The organism is Buttiauxella gaviniae (assembly GCF_040786275.1).
Lineage (GTDB): Bacteria > Pseudomonadota > Gammaproteobacteria > Enterobacterales > Enterobacteriaceae > Buttiauxella > Buttiauxella gaviniae_A.
In genome coordinates, this window is sequence record NZ_JBFMVT010000002.1 from 1,882,100 (window position 1) to 1,899,942 (window position 17,843).

Here is a 17,843-nt window from a genome sequence, read left to right on the forward strand (position 1 = left end):
ATCACCCTCCGATTAAGGCGTTAAAGTTTTTTAGCTTTCTCAACGGCTTCGTCGATAGTGCCAACCATGTAGAACGCCTGCTCTGGCAGATGGTCGTACTCGCCGTCCATGATGCCTTTAAAGCCACGGATGGTATCTTTCAGCGAGACGAACTTGCCCGGAGAACCGGTAAAGACTTCTGCTACGAAGAACGGCTGAGACAGGAAGCGCTGAATCTTACGCGCACGTGCTACAACCAGTTTATCTTCTTCAGAAAGCTCATCCATACCAAGAATGGCGATGATGTCTTTCAGTTCCTGGTAACGTTGCAGAATAGACTGCACGCCACGCGCGGTGTCGTAGTGTTCCTGACCAACAACCAGCGGATCTAACTGACGGCTGGTGGAGTCCAGTGGATCTACCGCAGGATAGATACCCAGAGACGCGATGTTACGGCTCAGTACCACGGTTGCATCCAAGTGTGCAAAGGTGGTTGCTGGAGATGGGTCAGTCAAGTCATCCGCAGGTACGTATACCGCTTGAACAGAAGTGATTGAGCCAGTTTTGGTGGAGGTAATACGCTCCTGCAAAACACCCATCTCTTCTGCCAGAGTTGGCTGATAACCTACCGCAGATGGCATACGACCCAGCAGCGCAGATACTTCTGTACCGGCCAGGGTATAACGGTAAATGTTATCAACGAACAGCAGAACGTCACGACCTTCGTCACGGAACTTCTCAGCCATGGTCAGACCGGTCAACGCAACGCGCAGACGGTTACCTGGTGGCTCGTTCATCTGGCCATAAACCAGTGATACTTTGTCCAGAACGTTGGAATCGGTCATTTCGTGGTAGAAGTCGTTACCCTCACGAGTACGCTCACCCACGCCTGCAAACACAGAATAACCGGAGTGCTCGATCGCGATGTTACGGATCAGCTCCATCATGTTTACAGTTTTACCAACACCCGCACCGCCGAACAGACCCACTTTACCGCCCTTAGCGAACGGGCAAATCAGGTCCATTACTTTGATACCGGTTTCCAGCAGATCCTGGGAGCTAGACAATTCTTCGTAGCTTGGCGCAGGACGGTGAATAGCCCAACGTTCTTCTTCGCCAATATCGCCTTTCATGTCGATAGGCTCGCCCAGGACGTTCATGATACGACCCAGAGTTGCTTTACCTACCGGCACTTCAATTGGGTGATCGAGGTTAGAAACTTCCAGACCACGACGTAAACCATCAGAAGTACCCATGGCGATAGTACGAACTACGCCACCACCTAACTGTTGCTGAACTTCCAGCACCAGACGGTCATTACCATTTGTAACCTCAAGAGCGTCGTACACTTTTGGTACGGCATCCTGAGGGAACTCGACGTCCACCACGGCGCCGATTACCTGGATAATCTTTCCAGTAGCCATCTCGAATCCTCTAAATACGTAAACCTGGTTATACCGCGGACGCGCCACCGACGATTTCGGTGAGTTCCTGAGTAATGCTGGCCTGACGAGCTTTGTTGTAAACCAACTGCAGCTCTTTAATCAGGCTGCCGCCATTGTCGGTAGCGGCTTTCATCGCCACCATACGTGCGGCCTGCTCGCTGGCCAGGTTTTCTACGACGCCCTGATAAACCTGAGATTCCACATAACGGCGCAACAAGGTGTCCAGCAGCGCTTTAGGATCAGGTTCATACAGATAATCCCAGGATTTCTTTTTCAACTCGCCGTCTTCTGCTGGCGGTAACGGCAGCAGTTGGGTAATCGTTGGAACCTGAGACATTGTGTTAATAAATTTGTTGCTGACAACATACAGCTTGTCCAGACGGCCTTCATCGTAGGCCTGCAACATCACTTTCACCGGGCCAATCAACTCGGACAGAGAAGGGTTATCACCCATACCCGTCACCTGAGCAACAATATTGCCGCCTACAGAGTTGAAGAAAGAAACGCCCTTAGAGCCGATCATTGCGATTTCGCTTTGAACGCCTTTATCGGACCACTCTTTCATGTCAGCCAGCAGCTTTTTGAACAGGTTAATGTTCAAGCCACCACACAGACCACGGTCAGTGGACACCACCAGGTAGCCCACGCGTTTAACTTCGCGTTCATCCAGGTAAGGGTGTTTGTATTCAAGATTACCCAGAGCAAGGTGACCAATCACTTTACGCATGGTGTCTGCATAAGGACGGCTGGCTGCCATGCGTTCCTGCGATTTACGCATTTTGGACGCGGCGACCATTTCCATTGCTTTGGTGATCTTCTGCGTGTTCTGGACGCTTGCGATCTTACTACGTATCTCTTTTGCGCCGGCCATGAGCTTCTCCTCAATGCCTTGCGGCTTGCCCTAAGACAAGCCGCCAGACTTTACCAGGACTGAGTTGCTTTGAAGGAATCGAGGATGCCTTTCAGCTTGCCTTCGATTTCGTCGTTATAGCCACCAGATTGGTTGATTTCTTGCATCAGTGGAGCATGGTCACGGTCAACGTAAGCCAGCAGAGCGGCTTCGAAGCTACCGATTTTAGCCAGTTCCACATCTTCGAGGTAACCACGTTCAGCAGCGAACAGAACCAGAGACTGCTGCGCAACAGACATTGGCGCATACTGTTTCTGTTTCAGGAGCTCGGTCACTTTCTGACCATGGCTCAACTGCTTACGGGTCGCATCGTCAAGGTCGGATGCAAACTGAGAGAACGCAGCCAGTTCACGATACTGTGCCAGAGCGGTACGAATACCACCGGACAGTTTTTTCATGATCTTGGTCTGAGCAGCACCACCCACACGAGATACGGAGATACCCGGGTTAACCGCAGGACGAATACCGGCGTTAAACAGGTTGGATTCCAGGAAGATCTGACCATCGGTAATGGAAATTACGTTGGTCGGAACGAACGCGGAAACGTCACCAGCTTGCGTTTCGATAATCGGCAGCGCAGTCAGGGAACCTGTTTTACCTTTCACTTCACCTTTGGTGAATGCTTCAACGTATTCGGCGTTAACACGCGCAGCACGTTCCAGCAAACGGGAGTGGAGGTAGAAAACGTCGCCTGGGTAAGCTTCACGACCTGGTGGACGACGAAGCAGCAGGGAAATCTGACGGTAAGCAACGGCTTGTTTAGACAGATCATCATAAACGATCAGTGCATCTTCGCCGCGGTCACGGAAGTATTCACCCATTGCGCAACCGGAGTACGGTGCCAGGTATTGCAGTGCAGCAGATTCTGATGCAGTTGCAACAACAACGATGGTGTTTGCCAGTGCGCCGTGCTCTTCCAGTTTACGAACCACGTTAGAAATAGTGGACGCTTTCTGGCCGATAGCCACATAGATACATTTGATGCCGGAATCACGCTGGTTGATGATGGCATCGATCGCCAGAGCAGTTTTACCTGTCTGACGGTCACCGATGACCAGTTCACGCTGACCACGACCGATTGGGATCATGGCATCAACGGACTTGTAGCCTGTCTGCACAGGTTGGTCTACGGATTGACGTTCGATAACGCCAGGTGCGATCGCTTCAACAGCGGAGAAGCCGTCATGGTCCAGAGGACCTTTACCGTCGACGGGTGCACCCAGGGTGTTCACCACGCGGCCCAGCAGGCCACGGCCAACCGGTACTTCAAGAATACGGCCAGTACACTTAACTTTCATGCCTTCGGCAAGGTCAGCGTACGGACCCATTACTACTGCACCTACAGAGTCGCGCTCGAGGTTCAGTGCAATGGCGTAACGGTTTCCCGGCAGGGAAATCATCTCACCCTGCATAACATCGGCCAGGCCGTGTACGCGGATGATACCGTCACTTACAGAAACAATTGTACCTTCGTTATGAGCTTCGCTCACAACACTGAACTGAGCAATGCGCTGCTTGATCAGTTCGCTGATTTCGGTGGAATTCAGTTGCATGCTCCAGTCCCCTTAAGACTGCAAGACGTCTGTCAGGCGATCAAGACGGCCGCGTACGCTACCATCAATGACCATATCACCCGCACGGATGATGACACCCGCCATTACAGACTTATCGATTTTGCAATTCAGCTTAACTTTGCGTGACAGACGTTTTTCCATCGCGGCGCTGATTTTCGAAAGCTGGGTTTCGTTTAACGCGCTAGCAGAAGTCACTTCGACTTCAACCGTAGCTTCACGGGCTGCACGCAGTTGAACGAATTGCTCAAGTACATCAGGAAGAACCTTCAAACGACCGTTTTCAGCCATCACCTTAATCAGGTTCTGACCGTTGGCGTCTAACTGGTCACCACAAATAGATATAAACGACTGAGAGAGCGTTTCCGGAGCTAAAGCACCGGAGAGAAGCTCTGCCATTTGTTCGTTTTTAGACACCTCGGCGGCGAAAGCTAGCATGGACTGCCAGTTATCAATGCTTTGGTGTTCGACGGCAAAGTCAAAAGCTGCTTTGGCGTAGGGGCGAGCTACAGTTACAAATTCAGACATCAGCCCCTCCCTCCTTACAGTTCAGCGACCAGTTTATCAACGATGTCGCTGTTAGCAGCTTCATCTACGGAACGTTCAATGATCTTCTCGGCACCGGCGATAGCCAGCAGAGCCACTTGCTTACGCAGTTCTTCACGAGCGCGTTTACGCTCTGCGTCGATTTCTGCCTGAGCCTGTGCAACGATTTTGTCACGTTCCTGCTCTGCCTCAGTTTTAGCTTCTTCAAGGATCTGAGCGCGGCGTTTATTCGCCTGCTCGATAATCACCTGAGCTTCACCTTTGGCTTTTTTCAGCTGGTCGGTCGCGTTGGCCTGTGCAAGGTCAAGGTCCTTTTTGGCACGTTCTGCAGAAGAGAGACCGTCAGCAATTTCTTGTTGACGCTTCTCGATGGCAGCCATGATTGGCGGCCATACATACTTCATACAGAACAGAACAAACAGGACAAACGCGATGGCCTGGCCGAGGATTGTTGCGTTAAGATTCACAGCACAATGCCTCTTTGTTAGTTAACGTTCTGATATTGCTTAGAATAATAAGCAATGCTTACTACGCGACGGCGAACATCACGTACAGACCCAGACCAACAGCGATCATCGGGATAGCATCCACCAGACCCATAACGATAAAGAACTGAGTACGCAGCAGAGGAATCAGATCAGGTTGACGCGCTGCGCCTTCCAGGAATTTTCCACCGAGGATGCCGATACCGATCGCCGCACCGATTGCCGCAAGGCCCATCATAATCGCGGCAGCCATGTACAGCAGATCCATATTCAGGTTTTCCATGACAGTCTCCAGTTTGTTTCAGTTAAAACGCAGTAGTGGTAAGTAAAATCAATGCTCTTCTGATGCCATCGACAGATAGACAATCGTCAGAACCATGAAAATGAAGGCTTGCAGCGTAATGATCAGGATGTGGAAAATGGCCCAAGGCACACTAAGAATCCACTGTGACCACCACGGCAACAGACCAGCAATCAGAATGAAAATCAATTCACCGGCATACATGTTGCCGAACAGTCGCAGACCAAGTGATATAGGCTTGGACAGCAGGCTTACCCCTTCAAGGATTAAGTTGAATGGTATAAATGCCCAGTGATTGAACGGCTGCAGCGTCAGCTCTTTCGTGAAGCCGCCAATGCCTTTCATTTTGATGCTGTAGAAAAGAATCAGGATAAACACGCCGAGCGCCATAGATAGCGTGATGTTCACGTCCGCAGACGGCACCACACGCAGGGCTGGCAAGCCTAAAACGTGTTCGCCGATAAACGGCAGGAAATCGATTGGCAGCAGATCCATCAGGTTCATCAGGAAGACCCAGACGAAGACGGTCAGCGCAAGCGGTGCAATGACCTTGCTTTTGCCATGGTACATGTCTTTGACACTGCCATTAACAAAGCCGATGACCAACTCAACTGCTGTCTGGAATTTCCCTGGTACACCACTGGTGGCGCTTTTCGCTACCTTACGGAAGATAACCAGGAACAAGAGACCCAGGACCACTGAGAAAAACATGGAGTCAATATTGAGCGTCCAGAAGGTGGCCGGGGGGTTTTGCGGATCCACCAGCGAGAAAGTACGCAGGTCCAACTGAAGGTTATTCAGATGGTGGCCTATATACTCCTGCGGTGTAGAGATTTCTCCTGCAGACATGATGCCTCTTACCCTTTGTTGTTAATTACAGCTGGTGCGAGTATCTGCACAACCAGCACCGAAACCCACGTCACAATAAGCGGCAACAATACCGCCTTAAAACCAGCTAACGCCACCACCAGTATGGTAAAGCTCGCAATAACCTTTAACACTTCGCCGATGGCAAAAGTCCAGGCCACGCGGCCTTTTGAAGGTGTATGCACTTGGTGACGCCAGGCAAAATTCATAAATACAGCATTTGGCAACCAGGCTGCCAGCCCCCCGCCAAAGGCAGAGGCTCCCCATGCAGGGTCTTTGAGGAAAAACAGCAATCCCATTGCTACCACTGCAAGAAGCTGAAGAACCACAAGCTTACGAGCAACGTTTCGACTCAAGAGCGACACAGACATGGCGTATTCTTACTCCTGCTCCCTTTGGGGTATGCCGCGCTGGTATAAAACTGCCTTTACGACTTTGAGTCAAGCCTCAAAAAGCGAGCAAATTATACGGTGCGAGCCCGTGATTTCAAACAATAAGTAGCAAAAAGGTGAACAAATGTTTAAAAAAATTCCATCGCAGTTATTTTTAAACTTTTGCTGAATACCGATTATTTTCCAGAAAACTGCAAACAACCGAAATAACCGCATAATAAAGCGTGCACAAGATCACAAATCAAACATCTCATGGCCGTCAGGCTTTTGTCTGTCTCATAAAGTGCGAAACACAGATGCCTGATAAATAAGCTGATTACTGTCTACTCTATTGAAAATAGCCTGAAACACCATTAAAACAATTCGTTGACATTTTTATTAATATTTTAACATCTGATTTAGCTTAGTCATTCCGCAATATTTAGCAGAGTTATATTTTCGTTCTTGACTAGTTACAAAATCAATTAAGCGTTCAGCGTTAAATTTCGCACCCACAAAAGTTAACGCTGCGTTAAATGTAACCAGAGATTTCAGGCGTTTTCTCCGGTACTTTTAACGTTAAGGAAACAATCCTTTTTCGCCTTTTTTTGATAAATATTAATTTTTGTTTGGTTTAATCATCACCAGATGACGCTCACCATCAAGTTCAGGCACCTGTAAACGAATCACTTCTTCAACGGTAAAGTCCGCTGATAAAGCGGCAATTTCATCATCCGGGCGTAAACCTTTCAGAGCGTAGAAGCGACCATTCTCAGCTGGCAGATGTTTACACCAGGTCACCATGTCAGTCAGAGAAGCAAACGCACGGCTGATTACCCCATCAAATGGCGGTTCAGCCGGGAACTCTTCCACACGGCTTTGTACCGGAGTGATATTCTCGAGGTTAAGCTCATGCTGCACCTGGCGCAGGAAACGCACGCGCTTACCGAGGCTATCGAGCAGGGTGAAATGCGATTCAGGACGCACGATAGCCAGCGGAATACCCGGCAAACCAGGGCCTGTTCCTACGTCGATAAAACGCGAACCCTGCAAATGTGGCTCCACAACAATACTGTCGAGAATATGGCGCACCAGCATGTCAGCAGGATGACGCACTGAGGTCAGGTTATACGCTTTGTTCCACTTGTGAAGCAGTTCTACATAACCCACCAGCTGTTGTTTCTGGTTTTCTGGCAGCGTAATACCTGCGTTATCCAGCAGGCGATTTAGTTTGTTAAGCACGGTGATCTATACCCATCAAAAAAAGAGGCCAGGAAAATCCTGGCCCTGAAATGTATCTATCAGGCGCTACGGCGTAGCAGGCCTTGTTTTTTTAACCAGACCAGCAAAATGGATATCGCCGCCGGGGTTATACCCGAAATGCGCGATGCCTGCCCGATTGAGACTGGTTTATGATCGTTAAGCTTGGCGATCACTTCGTTAGAAAGTCCGCTAACCTGCTTATAATCGAGCGTTGCTGGCAACAACGTGCTTTCGTTACGTTGTTGTTTTTCAATCTCTTCTTGCTGACGCGCAATGTAACCTTCGTATTTGACCTGAATTTCTACCTGCTCGGCAGATTGCGGATCTTCAAGCCCTGGTGCGAACACCGATAATTGCATCATTTCAGCATAGGTCATTTCCGGACGACGCAGCAGATCTTCGCCGTTGGCTTCACGAGACAGCGGAGCACTCAGCTTAGCGTTCACTTCTTCGACACTTTCAGAATGAGGATGCAGCCAGATGTCTTTCAGACGTTGACGCTCAAGCTCAATGCTTTCTAGTTTTTCGTTGAAGCGTGCCCAACGTTCGTCGTCCACCAGGCCCATTTCACGGCCAGCCGCGGTTAAACGCAGATCGGCATTATCTTCACGCAGCATCAGGCGGTATTCGGCGCGAGAGGTAAACATGCGGTACGGTTCTTTAGTGCCGAGAGTACAAAGATCGTCAACCAGAACGCCCAGATAAGCCTGATCGCGGCGTGGCGCCCAGCCCTCTTTCTCAGCAGAGAAACGAGCGGCGTTAAGACCGGCCAGCAAACCTTGTGCCGCCGCTTCTTCGTAACCGGTGGTGCCGTTGATTTGACCCGCGAAGAACAGCCCCTGGATATATTTACTTTCCAGCGTCGGTTTGAGATCGCGAGGATCAAAGAAATCGTACTCAATCGCATAGCCAGGACGCACGATCTTCGCATTTTCCATGCCTTGCATCGAGCGGACGATCTGCATTTGGACATCAAATGGCAGGCTAGTAGAGATGCCGTTCGGATAAATTTCGTTGCTGGTTAAGCCTTCTGGCTCAAGGAAAATTTGGTGCTGGTTGCGATCGGCAAAACGCATCACCTTGTCTTCGATAGACGGGCAATAACGTGGCCCAATCCCTTCGATAACGCCTGCATACATTGGGCTGCGATCGAGGTTATTACGAATAACGTCGTGCGTTTTTTCGTTGGTATGCGTGATGTAGCAAGGGACTTGCGCAGGATGCTGGTTCACATTTCCCATGAACGAGAATACCGGCATTGGGTTATCCCCATGCTGCTGAGCAAGAACGCTGAAATCGATAGTACGAGCGTCGATGCGCGGAGGTGTGCCTGTTTTCAGGCGGCTGACACGCAGTGGCAGCTCACGCAGACGACGAGAAAGCGAAATAGACGGCGGATCGCCAGCACGGCCACCGCTGTAGTTATCCAGTCCGATATGAATTTTGCCATCCAGGAATGTGCCGACTGTCAGCACCACGGATTTAGCTCTGAACTTCAGGCCCATTTGCGTTACAGCGCCGACAACCCGATCGTTCTCAACAATCAGATCTTCAACAGCCTGTTGGAAGATCATCAGGTTTGGCTGGTTTTCCAGAGCGGTACGCACCGCCTGACGATACAGCACACGGTCAGCCTGAGCACGAGTAGCCCGTACCGCAGGCCCTTTGCTGGCGTTTAGTATCCTAAACTGGATGCCTGCCTGATCGATCGCTTTCGCCATCAAACCGCCCAGTGCGTCCACTTCTTTAACCAGATGTCCCTTGCCAATACCGCCGATCGCTGGGTTGCATGACATTTGTCCGAGCGTGTCGATATTGTGTGTCAGAAGAAGGGTTTGTTGGCCCATCCGTGCAGCGGCCATTGCAGCCTCGGTGCCTGCATGACCCCCGCCAATGATGATGACGTCAAAAGGATCTGGATAAAACATGGTACTGCCTCACGGTTTTGCAAATGGGGGATGACTGATTCCCGGGGTTGGCGATTCTACTTAACTTTAGCCTTTCGAGAAAGTGTCGGGATCGTCGGTAATTAAAAGAAGATCTTTTTTATTTAAAGATCTCTTTATTATGATCTCTTATTAGGATCGGCCTGTTCTGTGGATAACCACTTTTAAGGTAAAGAGATCAATTAATTAAGGAGGATCGTTAGCTGTGAATGATCGGTGATCCCAGAACGTATAAGCTGGGATCAAAAGAGGTAGTTATGCACAACTCAAAAAGTGAACAGGAGTTGTTATTGGGATAACTACTGCTTAACCCAAGCTTTTAAGCATACTTATACACAGATAAAAGTGAGATCTTTACAAATCCTGGAGTAAATTCTTCCATGATCCGACCCAAATCTCGGCTGGATCTTCAGGAATATCGTGATCGAGGATGTTCACTTTCAATAAAGAGCCCACTCTTTTGGCACCACATTCCGTCAGAAGGGTGTCCAGTTTCTCAATCGCACCGCAAAAAGTGTCATATTCACGGCTGCCAATCCCGACTGCACCATAATGAAGAGCACTCAGATCCGGGCGTTGTTCATTTATAGCGTTAAAGAAGGGTTGCAGATTGTCAGGAAGATCTCCGGCACCATGAGTAGAAGAGACAATCAGCCATATTCCACTTGTTTGCAGATCTTCTAACTCAGGCCCATGCAGCGTCTGGGTGGTAAAACCCGCCTCATCCAGCTTCTCAGCTAAATGTTCAGCCACATATTCGGCACTGCCCAGGGTACTGCCGCTAATCAGAGTAACTTCTGTCATTGCTGCCCACCTTTTCGAAACGATGGGCATTGTACGCTGTGTAAGGCCTGCGATCTACCTGTGGATAATATGGGTATTAAAAATAGCTGTCAGGGCTTAATGGTACGCATGATTGGGTTCTGGAGGGAGATCAATGTTTCGGTGGACTGAATTTCATCGATTGTTTGGATCTTGTTGATAAGTACCTGCTGCAGCGCATCGATAGATCGACACATCACCTTAATAAAGATGCTGTAGTGGCCGGTGGTGTAATACGCCTCGGTCACCTCTTCCAGGCTTTCGAGTTTTGCCAGCGCAGAAGGATAGTCTTTGGCGCTTTTTAAAATGATGCCGATAAAGCAGCAAACATCGTATCCCAACTGCTTAGGACTGATGTCGATTCGCGCCCCGGTAATAATTCCAGCCTGCTTCATTTTCTCTACGCGAACGTGAATGGTGCCAGGGCTTACACCAAATTGTTTAGCCAATTCGGCATAAGCAGTGCGGGCATTTGCCATTAAAGCGTCAAGAATGCCGCGATCGAGATTATCGATCTGATAATTATCCATCACTTTTTCCTATGATTAGTAACGATAGTTCAGCTTTTATAGCCTTAAATTAGTCGATTAAAAACAGGCAAGCCTTTTTTATTGTTGATTATTGAATGTTAGGCCATGTTTGTTGCTTAATCATCTTCAGTAACACAACACAATAAAGAGAAAGCCATGAAAACTGCCTACATCGCTAAACAACGCCAGATTAGTTTTGTGAAGTCCCATTTCTCCCGTCAACTGGAAGAAAAGCTTGGTCTGATGGAAGTCCAGGCTCCGATTCTTAGCCGCGTGGGTGATGGTACTCAGGACAATCTATCTGGCTGCGAGAAAGCGGTGCAGGTTAAGGTGAAAACCTTGCCTGAAGCGCAGTTTGAAGTGGTGCATTCGCTGGCCAAATGGAAAAGAAAAACACTCGGCCAGCACGACTTCAGCGCGGGTGAAGGGCTTTACACGCACATGAAAGCCCTTCGCCCCGATGAAGACCGTTTGACCCCGATTCACTCTGTGTATGTCGATCAGTGGGATTGGGAACGAGTAATGGGTGAAGGCGAGCGTCATATCGGCACGCTAAAGCAAACGGTAGAAAGCATCTGGGCGGCAATGAAAGCCACGGAAGCCGCAGTGAGCGAGCAGTATGGATTGACGCCTTTCCTGCCTGAACAAATTCACTTTGTTCATAGCGAAGAATTACAACAACGCTTCCCGGATCTAGATGCAAAAGGCCGTGAGCGAGCGATAGCAAAAGAGCTGGGGGCGGTTTTCCTGATTGGCATCGGCGGTAAGCTGGCTGACGGGAAACGTCATGACGTTCGTGCCCCGGATTACGATGACTGGTCAACCGTCAGCCATGGCGATTTTAAAGGCCTGAACGGCGATATTATGGTATGGAACCCGGTGCTGGAAGATGCTTTTGAGCTTTCTTCTATGGGGATCCGTGTGGATGCCGAAACGTTGAAACGCCAGTTAGCCGTAACCGGTGATGACGATCGTTTGAAACTTGAGTGGCACCAGTCGCTGCTGAAAGGTGAAATGCCGCAAACGATCGGCGGCGGTATCGGCCAGTCTCGTCTGGTGATGCTGATGCTTCAACAGCCACACATTGGCCTGGTGCAATGCGGCGTGTGGCCTTCTGAAGTTCATGCCAGTGTTGAATCATTGCTGTAAAGCTTAACGCCGCCAGCGACGCAGCAGGCGGCTACGCATCCCGGTATCAAAGCGCCAGATATGATCGAAAATGCGCATGATGCCGGGTTTGCCATGTGCCGACATAGCAACCGCGTGAAAACGGTGCAGATGTATGCGCTGCAGATCCTTTACTTGCTTCACAACATCATCTGGCAACCGCTGGGCGATAAAATCAGAAATCACCACCGCATCGGCGTCATGCCATTCACTTCCCTGCATCTTTTCTGCGATCGCCCGAAAACAACTGGCGAGATCGGTACCGCCGCGAAAACGTTGACTCAGAAAACGGATCGCCTGCTCAATACCCTCAGAGCTACTCAGCTCGTACCGCACAACTTCGCTGGAAAACAGCATAATGAAACAACGGCGGTTATCGGCCAGCGCAACACGCATTAACGCCAGACAAAAGGCCTTGGCACATTGTTCGTTAAAGCCGCCCATTGAACCTGAGGTGTCGACACAAACAATAAACGGCCCACGGGGCTGTTCATCAAAATCCTGATGAACGACAGGGCGTTCAACGATTTTCTCGCGCCATGAATCCCCATGGAGTCGATAGGTCAGCAACTGTTTTTCCACCAACCGGCGATAAAACTCAAATTCCAGCTCGCTAATGCCCAGCGTGGCCAACTCCGGTGGTAGCAAACGCAAGATGTCATCGCTGCGCTGTAGGCCATCAACTTGTTCAGGAACCGTGGCGGGCTCCCGTACTAACATGCGCCAGGTTTCGGTTGGGGCATCTTTTCTTGGAACCGCTTTGGCTTCTTTGGAACGGCCTAGCTGTTCGGCAAGAGTTAACAATTCAGGCTGGCTTGCGAGAAATTCACCGTACTGAACGATAAGCTGATAATCCCCACGTTGAAGCGAACCGGCGCTCATGTCCCACAGCCGACCGGCTGCGTTATCGCTATCGACCAAAACCGGTTCAAGCTGGCCGCTTAATGCCAGGCGCTGCTGAACTTCTGCCAGAAGCTGATCGCGCTCGTCTTCCAACAACTGTTGATTAAGGGAGGTTGCCTGCACTACCAGACTAAGCCGCCAGCGTTGTAGAAAAAGCGTTTGTTGAGCGGGTGTCAGGTGCGGGGTTTCAGCCACCAGCGTTTGTGCCTGCCCGTAGAACGGTGAGTCGACGCTTTGTAACAGGCGCAAAATTTCTGGAAGTTTTGCCGATAACTGGCTGGTGGTGAGCAACTGACTTTCCTGAAAACACATCACTTCACGGGTTAACTCTTGCGGGACGCTGGTGTCGTGCAGCCTGGCTTTGAGTAATTCGCGCCAGCGAGGAATATCTTTTGTTACGGCGTTTTTTAACCGGGGGAATTTCTCAAAAAATACCGCCAACTGCGGGGCGGCTAAGAGCGTAATAATGATCTCTTCTATTAATTCACCCTCGCCGATCGCGAGGATGAGATCGAGAGCTTCAACGCTGAGCATCAGTGACGAGCCTGTTTAATTTGTTCGGCCACGTCTTGCAGGCTGGCTTCAATTTTTCCCAGCCATTCATTGTGGATAAACAAACATTTTTGCTGATCGTTAAAACGTTCATGCTGCTGGTGGAGAGTGGCTTCCAGGTCGTCAAATTGTTTTTTGATCTCATCCGGCATCCCTTCTTGCTGTTGGCCGGGCAGAACCAGACGTGTACCTTGCAGGCTGACATCGCGCAGCACCAGGTGCTGGCTGGAGTCGACTTCCATATTCAGTACCTGAGCAAAACCGATCCCATTAAGTTTGCCGCGGAGTTCGCCTCCTTTTATTAGCCACTGCGCGCAGGCTTCACGGGAGATAGAAACATGGATAACTTCAATATCGTGCAGTTTCAACGGTTGCTGAAGCAGCAGCGTCAGCGTCTCTCCGGTCAGGGAATCTGGTAACTGATACTGCGGACGGCGGCTGAACATCCCGCCTTGTTTGTTGACGGTAAGCGCCTCGCGGTCGCTATGTTGCTGTTGCAAATGAATACGACGCTGCACGATGGCGCCTAATTTACCGAGCATGGCGTGTTGCTGCCACGCGTGTCCGGTCATCAATATTTCCAGCTGCTGTTGCATCAAATTCATGGCGGCGGTGTCATGCCACAAGCAGTCTTTTAGCAGGATCAAATCAATCGGTGCGACGGCTGTTCGGCCATTAAAATAGGCGCTGGCCTGCAGCAGGCGAATGGCTTTCTTCCAGCGACGGTCTGAAACATAAGGCGCCCCGGCGGTATTTTCGAGTTGCTGGCGTAAGGTGAAGATCAGTTCAAAGACGTTATCGGGTAAACCGACAGTGCCTATTTCCTTCTGCCAGGCGAAATACTCGTCGTCAGTAACCTGTAGGTTTTCTGGCACCGGATTGTCATTTTCATCATGCTGGCTGGTGAGCATTGAACGGAAATTGCCTTTGTCCTGCACTTTATCGAGCCACAGGCGAATCAGCATACGGTCATACAGCGCTTCAAGGCTGCTATCGGCTTCTGGCAATTCGTTGGAGGCTGCCACCAGCAAACGCATCGGGATTTTTTCTTCGCTGGCCCCGTTACGAAAACGCCGTTCATTTATTGCGGTCAGCAGAGTGTTCAGAATGGCGGGGCCTGCTTTCCAGATTTCATCAAGAAAGACGATTTCAGCTTCCGGCAAATAACCGGCGGTCAGGCGTTCATAACGGCCTTCATCTTTTAACGCTTGAATGGATAACGGGCCAAACACCTCTTCAGGCGTTGAGAAGCGCGTCATAAGGTATTCAAAGGCACGGGCGTGCTGAAAGGCAAATTTTAAACGTCGGGCTATCAAACTTTTCGCGATACCCGGCGGGCCAAGCAAGAAAACGCTTTCGCCGCTCAACGCCGCCAATAAACACAGGCGTACCGCGTGGCTTCGTTCAAACAGTCCTTTTTCCAGAGCCTGGCTAAGCCGTGAAATTCTTTCAGCCAATAAATGTGATTGAGCCATAATTAGCATTGCATCCTTACGCGGTTATCGCTGAGCGAAAAACGAATATCTCGTTCCTCTATATTATCGTTAATGGATTGAGGTGCGGCTCTTTTTTCCCTGACATAAGTTAAGCCTGTTGTATTTAGGGGTACGATTTCATTCATTATCGTGCATACTGTGCGCCTTTTTGTGGGCCAAGGGACTAAGCACACGCTTTCAGGATTCCAACAAAAGATTAGTCTATGAGCGCTGATAATAAACAATCATTGCCTGCGATAACGCTGGCTGCAATTGGGGTAGTGTACGGGGATATCGGTACCAGCCCGCTTTATACTCTTCGAGAATGTCTGTCTGGCCAATTTGGATTCGGCGTAGAACGTGACGCTGTATTTGGCTTTTTGTCTTTGATTTTCTGGCTGTTGATCTTAGTCGTCTCTGTAAAATATCTCACCTTTGTTATGCGGGCGGACAACGCCGGTGAAGGGGGGATTTTGACGCTGATGTCTTTGGCCGGGCGAAATACGTCCGCGAGAATGACGTCGGTGCTGGTGATCATGGGATTGGTCGGCGGTAGCTTCTTCTATGGAGAGGTGGTCATTACGCCTGCAATATCGGTTATGTCGGCGATAGAAGGCCTTGAGATAGCCGCGCCGTCGCTTGATGCCTATATCGTTCCGTTGTCGATAGTCGTGTTAACGCTGCTGTTTATGATTCAGAAGCACGGTACTGGCATGGTCGGTAAACTCTTTGCTCCTGTCATGCTGCTGTGGTTCCTGGTGCTGGCCGTTTTAGGTGCGCGCAGTATTATCGCAAACCCTGAAGTGCTTCATGCGCTGAACCCTGCATGGGCAGTGCATTTCTTCCTGGAATACAAAACCGTTTCGTTCTTCGCGCTCGGTGCCGTGGTGCTTTCTATTACCGGTGTGGAAGCGCTGTATGCGGATATGGGCCACTTCGGTAAATTCCCGATTCGTATTGCATGGTTCTCGGTTGTTCTGCCGTCTCTGGTGCTGAACTATTTCGGCCAGGGCGCTTTGCTGCTTAAAACGCCGGAAGCGATTAAGAACCCGTTCTTTTTGCTGGCCCCTGACTGGGCGCTGATTCCGCTGATGATTCTGGCAACGCTGGCAACGGTTATCGCTTCTCAGGCGGTAATCTCCGGTGTGTTCTCTTTGACTCGCCAGGCTGTGCGTCTGGGGTATCTGTCGCCAATGCGTATCATCCATACGTCGGAAATGGAATCCGGGCAGATCTACATTCCGGCGATTAACTGGATACTCTATATTTCCGTTGTGATCGTCATCGTGAGCTTCGAGCATTCCAGTAATCTGGCTGCGGCATATGGGATAGCGGTAACCGGTACCATGGTACTGACCTCTATTCTTTCTTGTACCGTGGCGCGCAAAAACTGGCACTGGAACAAAATTGGCGTGTTGCTGATGGGGGCTTGCTTCCTGTTCATCGATATTCCGTTGTTCTCCGCTAACGCCGTTAAGATTTTCTCCGGCGGTTGGCTGCCGCTCTGCCTGGCACTGCTGATGTTCATCATCATGACGACCTGGAAAAGCGAGCGTTTCCGTCTGCTGCGCCGTATGCACGAGCACGGAAATTCACTGGAAGCGATGATTGCCTCTCTGGAAAAGTCGCCGCCGGTACGCGTGCCTGGCACGGCGGTGTATATGTCCCGCGCGCTGAACGTGATTCCTTTTGCGATGCTTCATAATCTCAAGCACAACAAAGTGCTGCATGAGCGTGTGGTATTGCTGACTCTGCGAACCGAAGATGCACCATACGTTCATAACGTGAAACGTGTTTCTATTGAGCAGTTGTCGCCAACGTTCTGGCGAGTGGTGGCGAGTTACGGCTGGCGTGAAACGCCAAACGTGGAAGAGGTATTCCACCGTTGCGGCCTGGAAGGGTTAAGCTGCCGAATGATGGAGACATCGTTCTTTATGTCCCATGAGTCGTTAATTATCGGCAAACGTCCATGGTATTTACGACTGCGCGGCAAGCTGTTTATGGCGTTACAACGAAATGCGTTACGCGCCCCTGACCAATTCGAAATCCCGCCAAACAGGGTTATTGAATTAGGAACGCAGGTCGAGATTTAACATCTACGCCCCTTCAATCGAAGGGGTGTTTTTTTGTTCTGTTATGTACGCGCTCTCATTTCATTCCTTTTGAAACAGAACAGCGAAACGTTTCGATGTTGATCACAATTTCGTAACGCACTGGTTGTTTTCCCATCACGACATTTTCTACACTTTAGGTCAGCGAAACGTTTCGCTAGTGGAGTAAGAAAATGAAGAAAGGCAAAGTTCTCAACGCTGATATCTCGTCCGTAATTTCTCGTCTTGGCCACACTGACACGTTAGTGGTTGGCGATGCCGGGTTGCCCATTCCACGCAATACACCGCGTATTGATTTGGCACTGACTCATGGCGTACCGGGTTTTATGCAGGTCGTTGAAGTCGTAACGCAAGAGATGCAGGTTGAAGCGGCGATCTTAGCTTCGGAAATCCAACAACATAATCCCCAACTCCACGAAACGTTGCTCAAACACATCGAGCAACTGCAACAACACCAGGGAAACACCATTTCTATTCGTTACATCAGTCATGAGCAGTTCAAGCTTCACACCGCCGATAGCCAGGCGGTTATTCGCAGCGGGGAGTGTTCCCCGTATGCGAATATTATTCTCTGTGCTGGCGTGACCTTCTGAGGCCGG

The 17,843-nt window shown here is 50.0% G+C and carries 17 protein-coding genes; 3 read left to right on the forward strand and 14 right to left on the reverse strand.

All coding sequences use genetic code 11. The features are described from left to right. Window positions 1–20: 20 nt before the first annotated feature. The 12 genes from atpD to asnC all read right to left on the reverse strand — a co-directional run bounded on the left by atpD (window position 21) and on the right by asnC (window position 11,036). Window positions 21–1,403, reverse strand: coding sequence for a F0F1 ATP synthase subunit beta (gene atpD, locus AB1E22_RS09405; RefSeq protein WP_139878374.1), 1,383 nt, complete (start codon window positions 1,401–1,403; stop codon window positions 21–23). A 28-nt stretch (window positions 1,404–1,431) separates the two neighbouring features. Beyond that, entirely contained in the window at window positions 1,432–2,295 is an 864-nt protein-coding gene (atpG, locus tag AB1E22_RS09410) for a F0F1 ATP synthase subunit gamma (RefSeq protein ID WP_367595096.1), read from the reverse strand. 50 nt (window positions 2,296–2,345) lie between these two features. After that, entirely contained in the window at window positions 2,346–3,887 is a 1,542-nt protein-coding gene (gene atpA, locus AB1E22_RS09415) for a F0F1 ATP synthase subunit alpha (protein WP_367595097.1), read from the reverse strand. Between the two features lie 12 nt (window positions 3,888–3,899). Beyond that, window positions 3,900–4,433: a F0F1 ATP synthase subunit delta gene (gene atpH, locus AB1E22_RS09420; protein ID WP_367595098.1), complete on the reverse strand. Its 534-nt coding sequence runs from the start codon at window positions 4,431–4,433 to the stop codon at window positions 3,900–3,902. A 14-nt stretch (window positions 4,434–4,447) separates the two neighbouring features. Further along, window positions 4,448–4,918, reverse strand: coding sequence for a F0F1 ATP synthase subunit B (atpF, locus tag AB1E22_RS09425; RefSeq protein WP_034460698.1), 471 nt, complete (start codon window positions 4,916–4,918; stop codon window positions 4,448–4,450). Between the two features lie 61 nt (window positions 4,919–4,979). Then, window positions 4,980–5,219: a F0F1 ATP synthase subunit C gene (gene atpE / locus AB1E22_RS09430; RefSeq protein WP_004393045.1), complete on the reverse strand. Its 240-nt coding sequence runs from the start codon at window positions 5,217–5,219 to the stop codon at window positions 4,980–4,982. Between the two features lie 48 nt (window positions 5,220–5,267). Then, complete coding sequence (gene atpB, locus AB1E22_RS09435) at window positions 5,268–6,086, reverse strand: F0F1 ATP synthase subunit A (protein ID WP_367595099.1); 819 nt, start codon at window positions 6,084–6,086, stop codon at window positions 5,268–5,270. A gap of 8 nt (window positions 6,087–6,094) precedes the next feature. Continuing rightward, window positions 6,095–6,475, reverse strand: coding sequence for a F0F1 ATP synthase subunit I (gene atpI / locus AB1E22_RS09440; protein ID WP_367595100.1), 381 nt, complete (start codon window positions 6,473–6,475; stop codon window positions 6,095–6,097). 618 nt (window positions 6,476–7,093) lie between these two features. Continuing rightward, window positions 7,094–7,717: a 16S rRNA (guanine(527)-N(7))-methyltransferase RsmG gene (rsmG, locus tag AB1E22_RS09445; RefSeq protein WP_367595101.1), complete on the reverse strand. Its 624-nt coding sequence runs from the start codon at window positions 7,715–7,717 to the stop codon at window positions 7,094–7,096. A gap of 59 nt (window positions 7,718–7,776) precedes the next feature. Next, window positions 7,777–9,666 carry a tRNA uridine-5-carboxymethylaminomethyl(34) synthesis enzyme MnmG gene (gene mnmG / locus AB1E22_RS09450; RefSeq protein ID WP_367595102.1) on the reverse strand — a complete coding sequence of 630 codons (1,890 nt, stop codon included), beginning with the start codon at window positions 9,664–9,666 and terminating at the stop codon, window positions 7,777–7,779. A 372-nt stretch (window positions 9,667–10,038) separates the two neighbouring features. Beyond that, window positions 10,039–10,488: an FMN-binding protein MioC gene (gene mioC / locus AB1E22_RS09455; protein WP_367595103.1), complete on the reverse strand. Its 450-nt coding sequence runs from the start codon at window positions 10,486–10,488 to the stop codon at window positions 10,039–10,041. Between the two features lie 89 nt (window positions 10,489–10,577). Further along, window positions 10,578–11,036, reverse strand: coding sequence for a transcriptional regulator AsnC (asnC, locus tag AB1E22_RS09460; protein WP_034499887.1), 459 nt, complete (start codon window positions 11,034–11,036; stop codon window positions 10,578–10,580). A gap of 156 nt (window positions 11,037–11,192) precedes the next feature. Between asnC and asnA the strand changes: the two genes are divergently transcribed. Beyond that, complete coding sequence (asnA, locus tag AB1E22_RS09465; protein ID WP_367595104.1) at window positions 11,193–12,185, forward strand: aspartate--ammonia ligase; 993 nt, start codon at window positions 11,193–11,195, stop codon at window positions 12,183–12,185. Between the two features lie 3 nt (window positions 12,186–12,188). On the opposite strand, the gene viaA is transcribed toward asnA, so the two are convergent. Next, window positions 12,189–13,640, reverse strand: a complete 1,452-nt coding sequence (gene viaA / locus AB1E22_RS09470; protein ID WP_367595105.1) for an ATPase RavA stimulator ViaA — start codon at window positions 13,638–13,640, stop codon at window positions 12,189–12,191. After that, window positions 13,640–15,133 (reverse strand): ATPase RavA, encoded by a 1,494-nt coding sequence (ravA, locus tag AB1E22_RS09475; RefSeq protein ID WP_367595106.1) that lies wholly within the window; start codon window positions 15,131–15,133, stop codon window positions 13,640–13,642. The genes viaA and ravA overlap by 1 nt, the downstream gene beginning before the upstream one ends. 224 nt (window positions 15,134–15,357) lie before the next feature. Here ravA and kup point away from each other — a divergent pair, with 224 nt between their 5' ends. Further along, entirely contained in the window at window positions 15,358–17,226 is a 1,869-nt protein-coding gene (gene kup / locus AB1E22_RS09480; protein ID WP_367595107.1) for a low affinity potassium transporter Kup, read from the forward strand. 191 nt (window positions 17,227–17,417) lie between these two features. Further along, a complete protein-coding gene (rbsD, locus tag AB1E22_RS09485) occupies window positions 17,418–17,837 on the forward strand; it encodes a D-ribose pyranase (RefSeq protein WP_367595108.1) in 420 nt (139 codons plus the stop codon). Window positions 17,838–17,843: the final 6 nt, after the last annotated feature.

Bases quoted from the DNA above. Each gene is read 5' to 3' on its own strand.
- atpG (WP_367595096.1), bottom strand. From the start codon at position 2,295: ATGGCCGGCGCAAAAGAGATACGTAGTAAGATCGCAAGCGTCCAGAAC.
- atpA (WP_367595097.1), bottom strand. From the start codon at position 3,887: ATGCAACTGAATTCCACCGAAATCAGCGAACTGATCAAGCAGCGCATT.
- atpI (WP_367595100.1), bottom strand. From the start codon at position 6,475: ATGTCTGTGTCGCTCTTGAGTCGAAACGTTGCTCGTAAGCTTGTGGTT.
- mnmG (WP_367595102.1), bottom strand. From the start codon at position 9,666: ATGTTTTATCCAGATCCTTTTGACGTCATCATCATTGGCGGGGGTCAT.
- asnC (WP_034499887.1), bottom strand. From the start codon at position 11,036: ATGGATAATTATCAGATCGATAATCTCGATCGCGGCATTCTTGACGCT.
- atpD (WP_139878374.1), bottom strand. From the start codon at position 1,403: ATGGCTACTGGAAAGATTATCCAGGTAATCGGCGCCGTGGTGGACGTC.
- kup (WP_367595107.1), top strand. From the start codon at position 15,358: ATGAGCGCTGATAATAAACAATCATTGCCTGCGATAACGCTGGCTGCA.
- atpE (WP_004393045.1), bottom strand. From the start codon at position 5,219: ATGGAAAACCTGAATATGGATCTGCTGTACATGGCTGCCGCGATTATG.
- atpB (WP_367595099.1), bottom strand. From the start codon at position 6,086: ATGTCTGCAGGAGAAATCTCTACACCGCAGGAGTATATAGGCCACCAT.
- mioC (WP_367595103.1), bottom strand. From the start codon at position 10,488: ATGACAGAAGTTACTCTGATTAGCGGCAGTACCCTGGGCAGTGCCGAA.
- rbsD (WP_367595108.1), top strand. From the start codon at position 17,418: ATGAAGAAAGGCAAAGTTCTCAACGCTGATATCTCGTCCGTAATTTCT.
- asnA (WP_367595104.1), top strand. From the start codon at position 11,193: ATGAAAACTGCCTACATCGCTAAACAACGCCAGATTAGTTTTGTGAAG.
- ravA (WP_367595106.1), bottom strand. From the start codon at position 15,133: ATGGCTCAATCACATTTATTGGCTGAAAGAATTTCACGGCTTAGCCAG.
- viaA (WP_367595105.1), bottom strand. From the start codon at position 13,640: ATGCTCAGCGTTGAAGCTCTCGATCTCATCCTCGCGATCGGCGAGGGT.
- atpH (WP_367595098.1), bottom strand. From the start codon at position 4,433: ATGTCTGAATTTGTAACTGTAGCTCGCCCCTACGCCAAAGCAGCTTTT.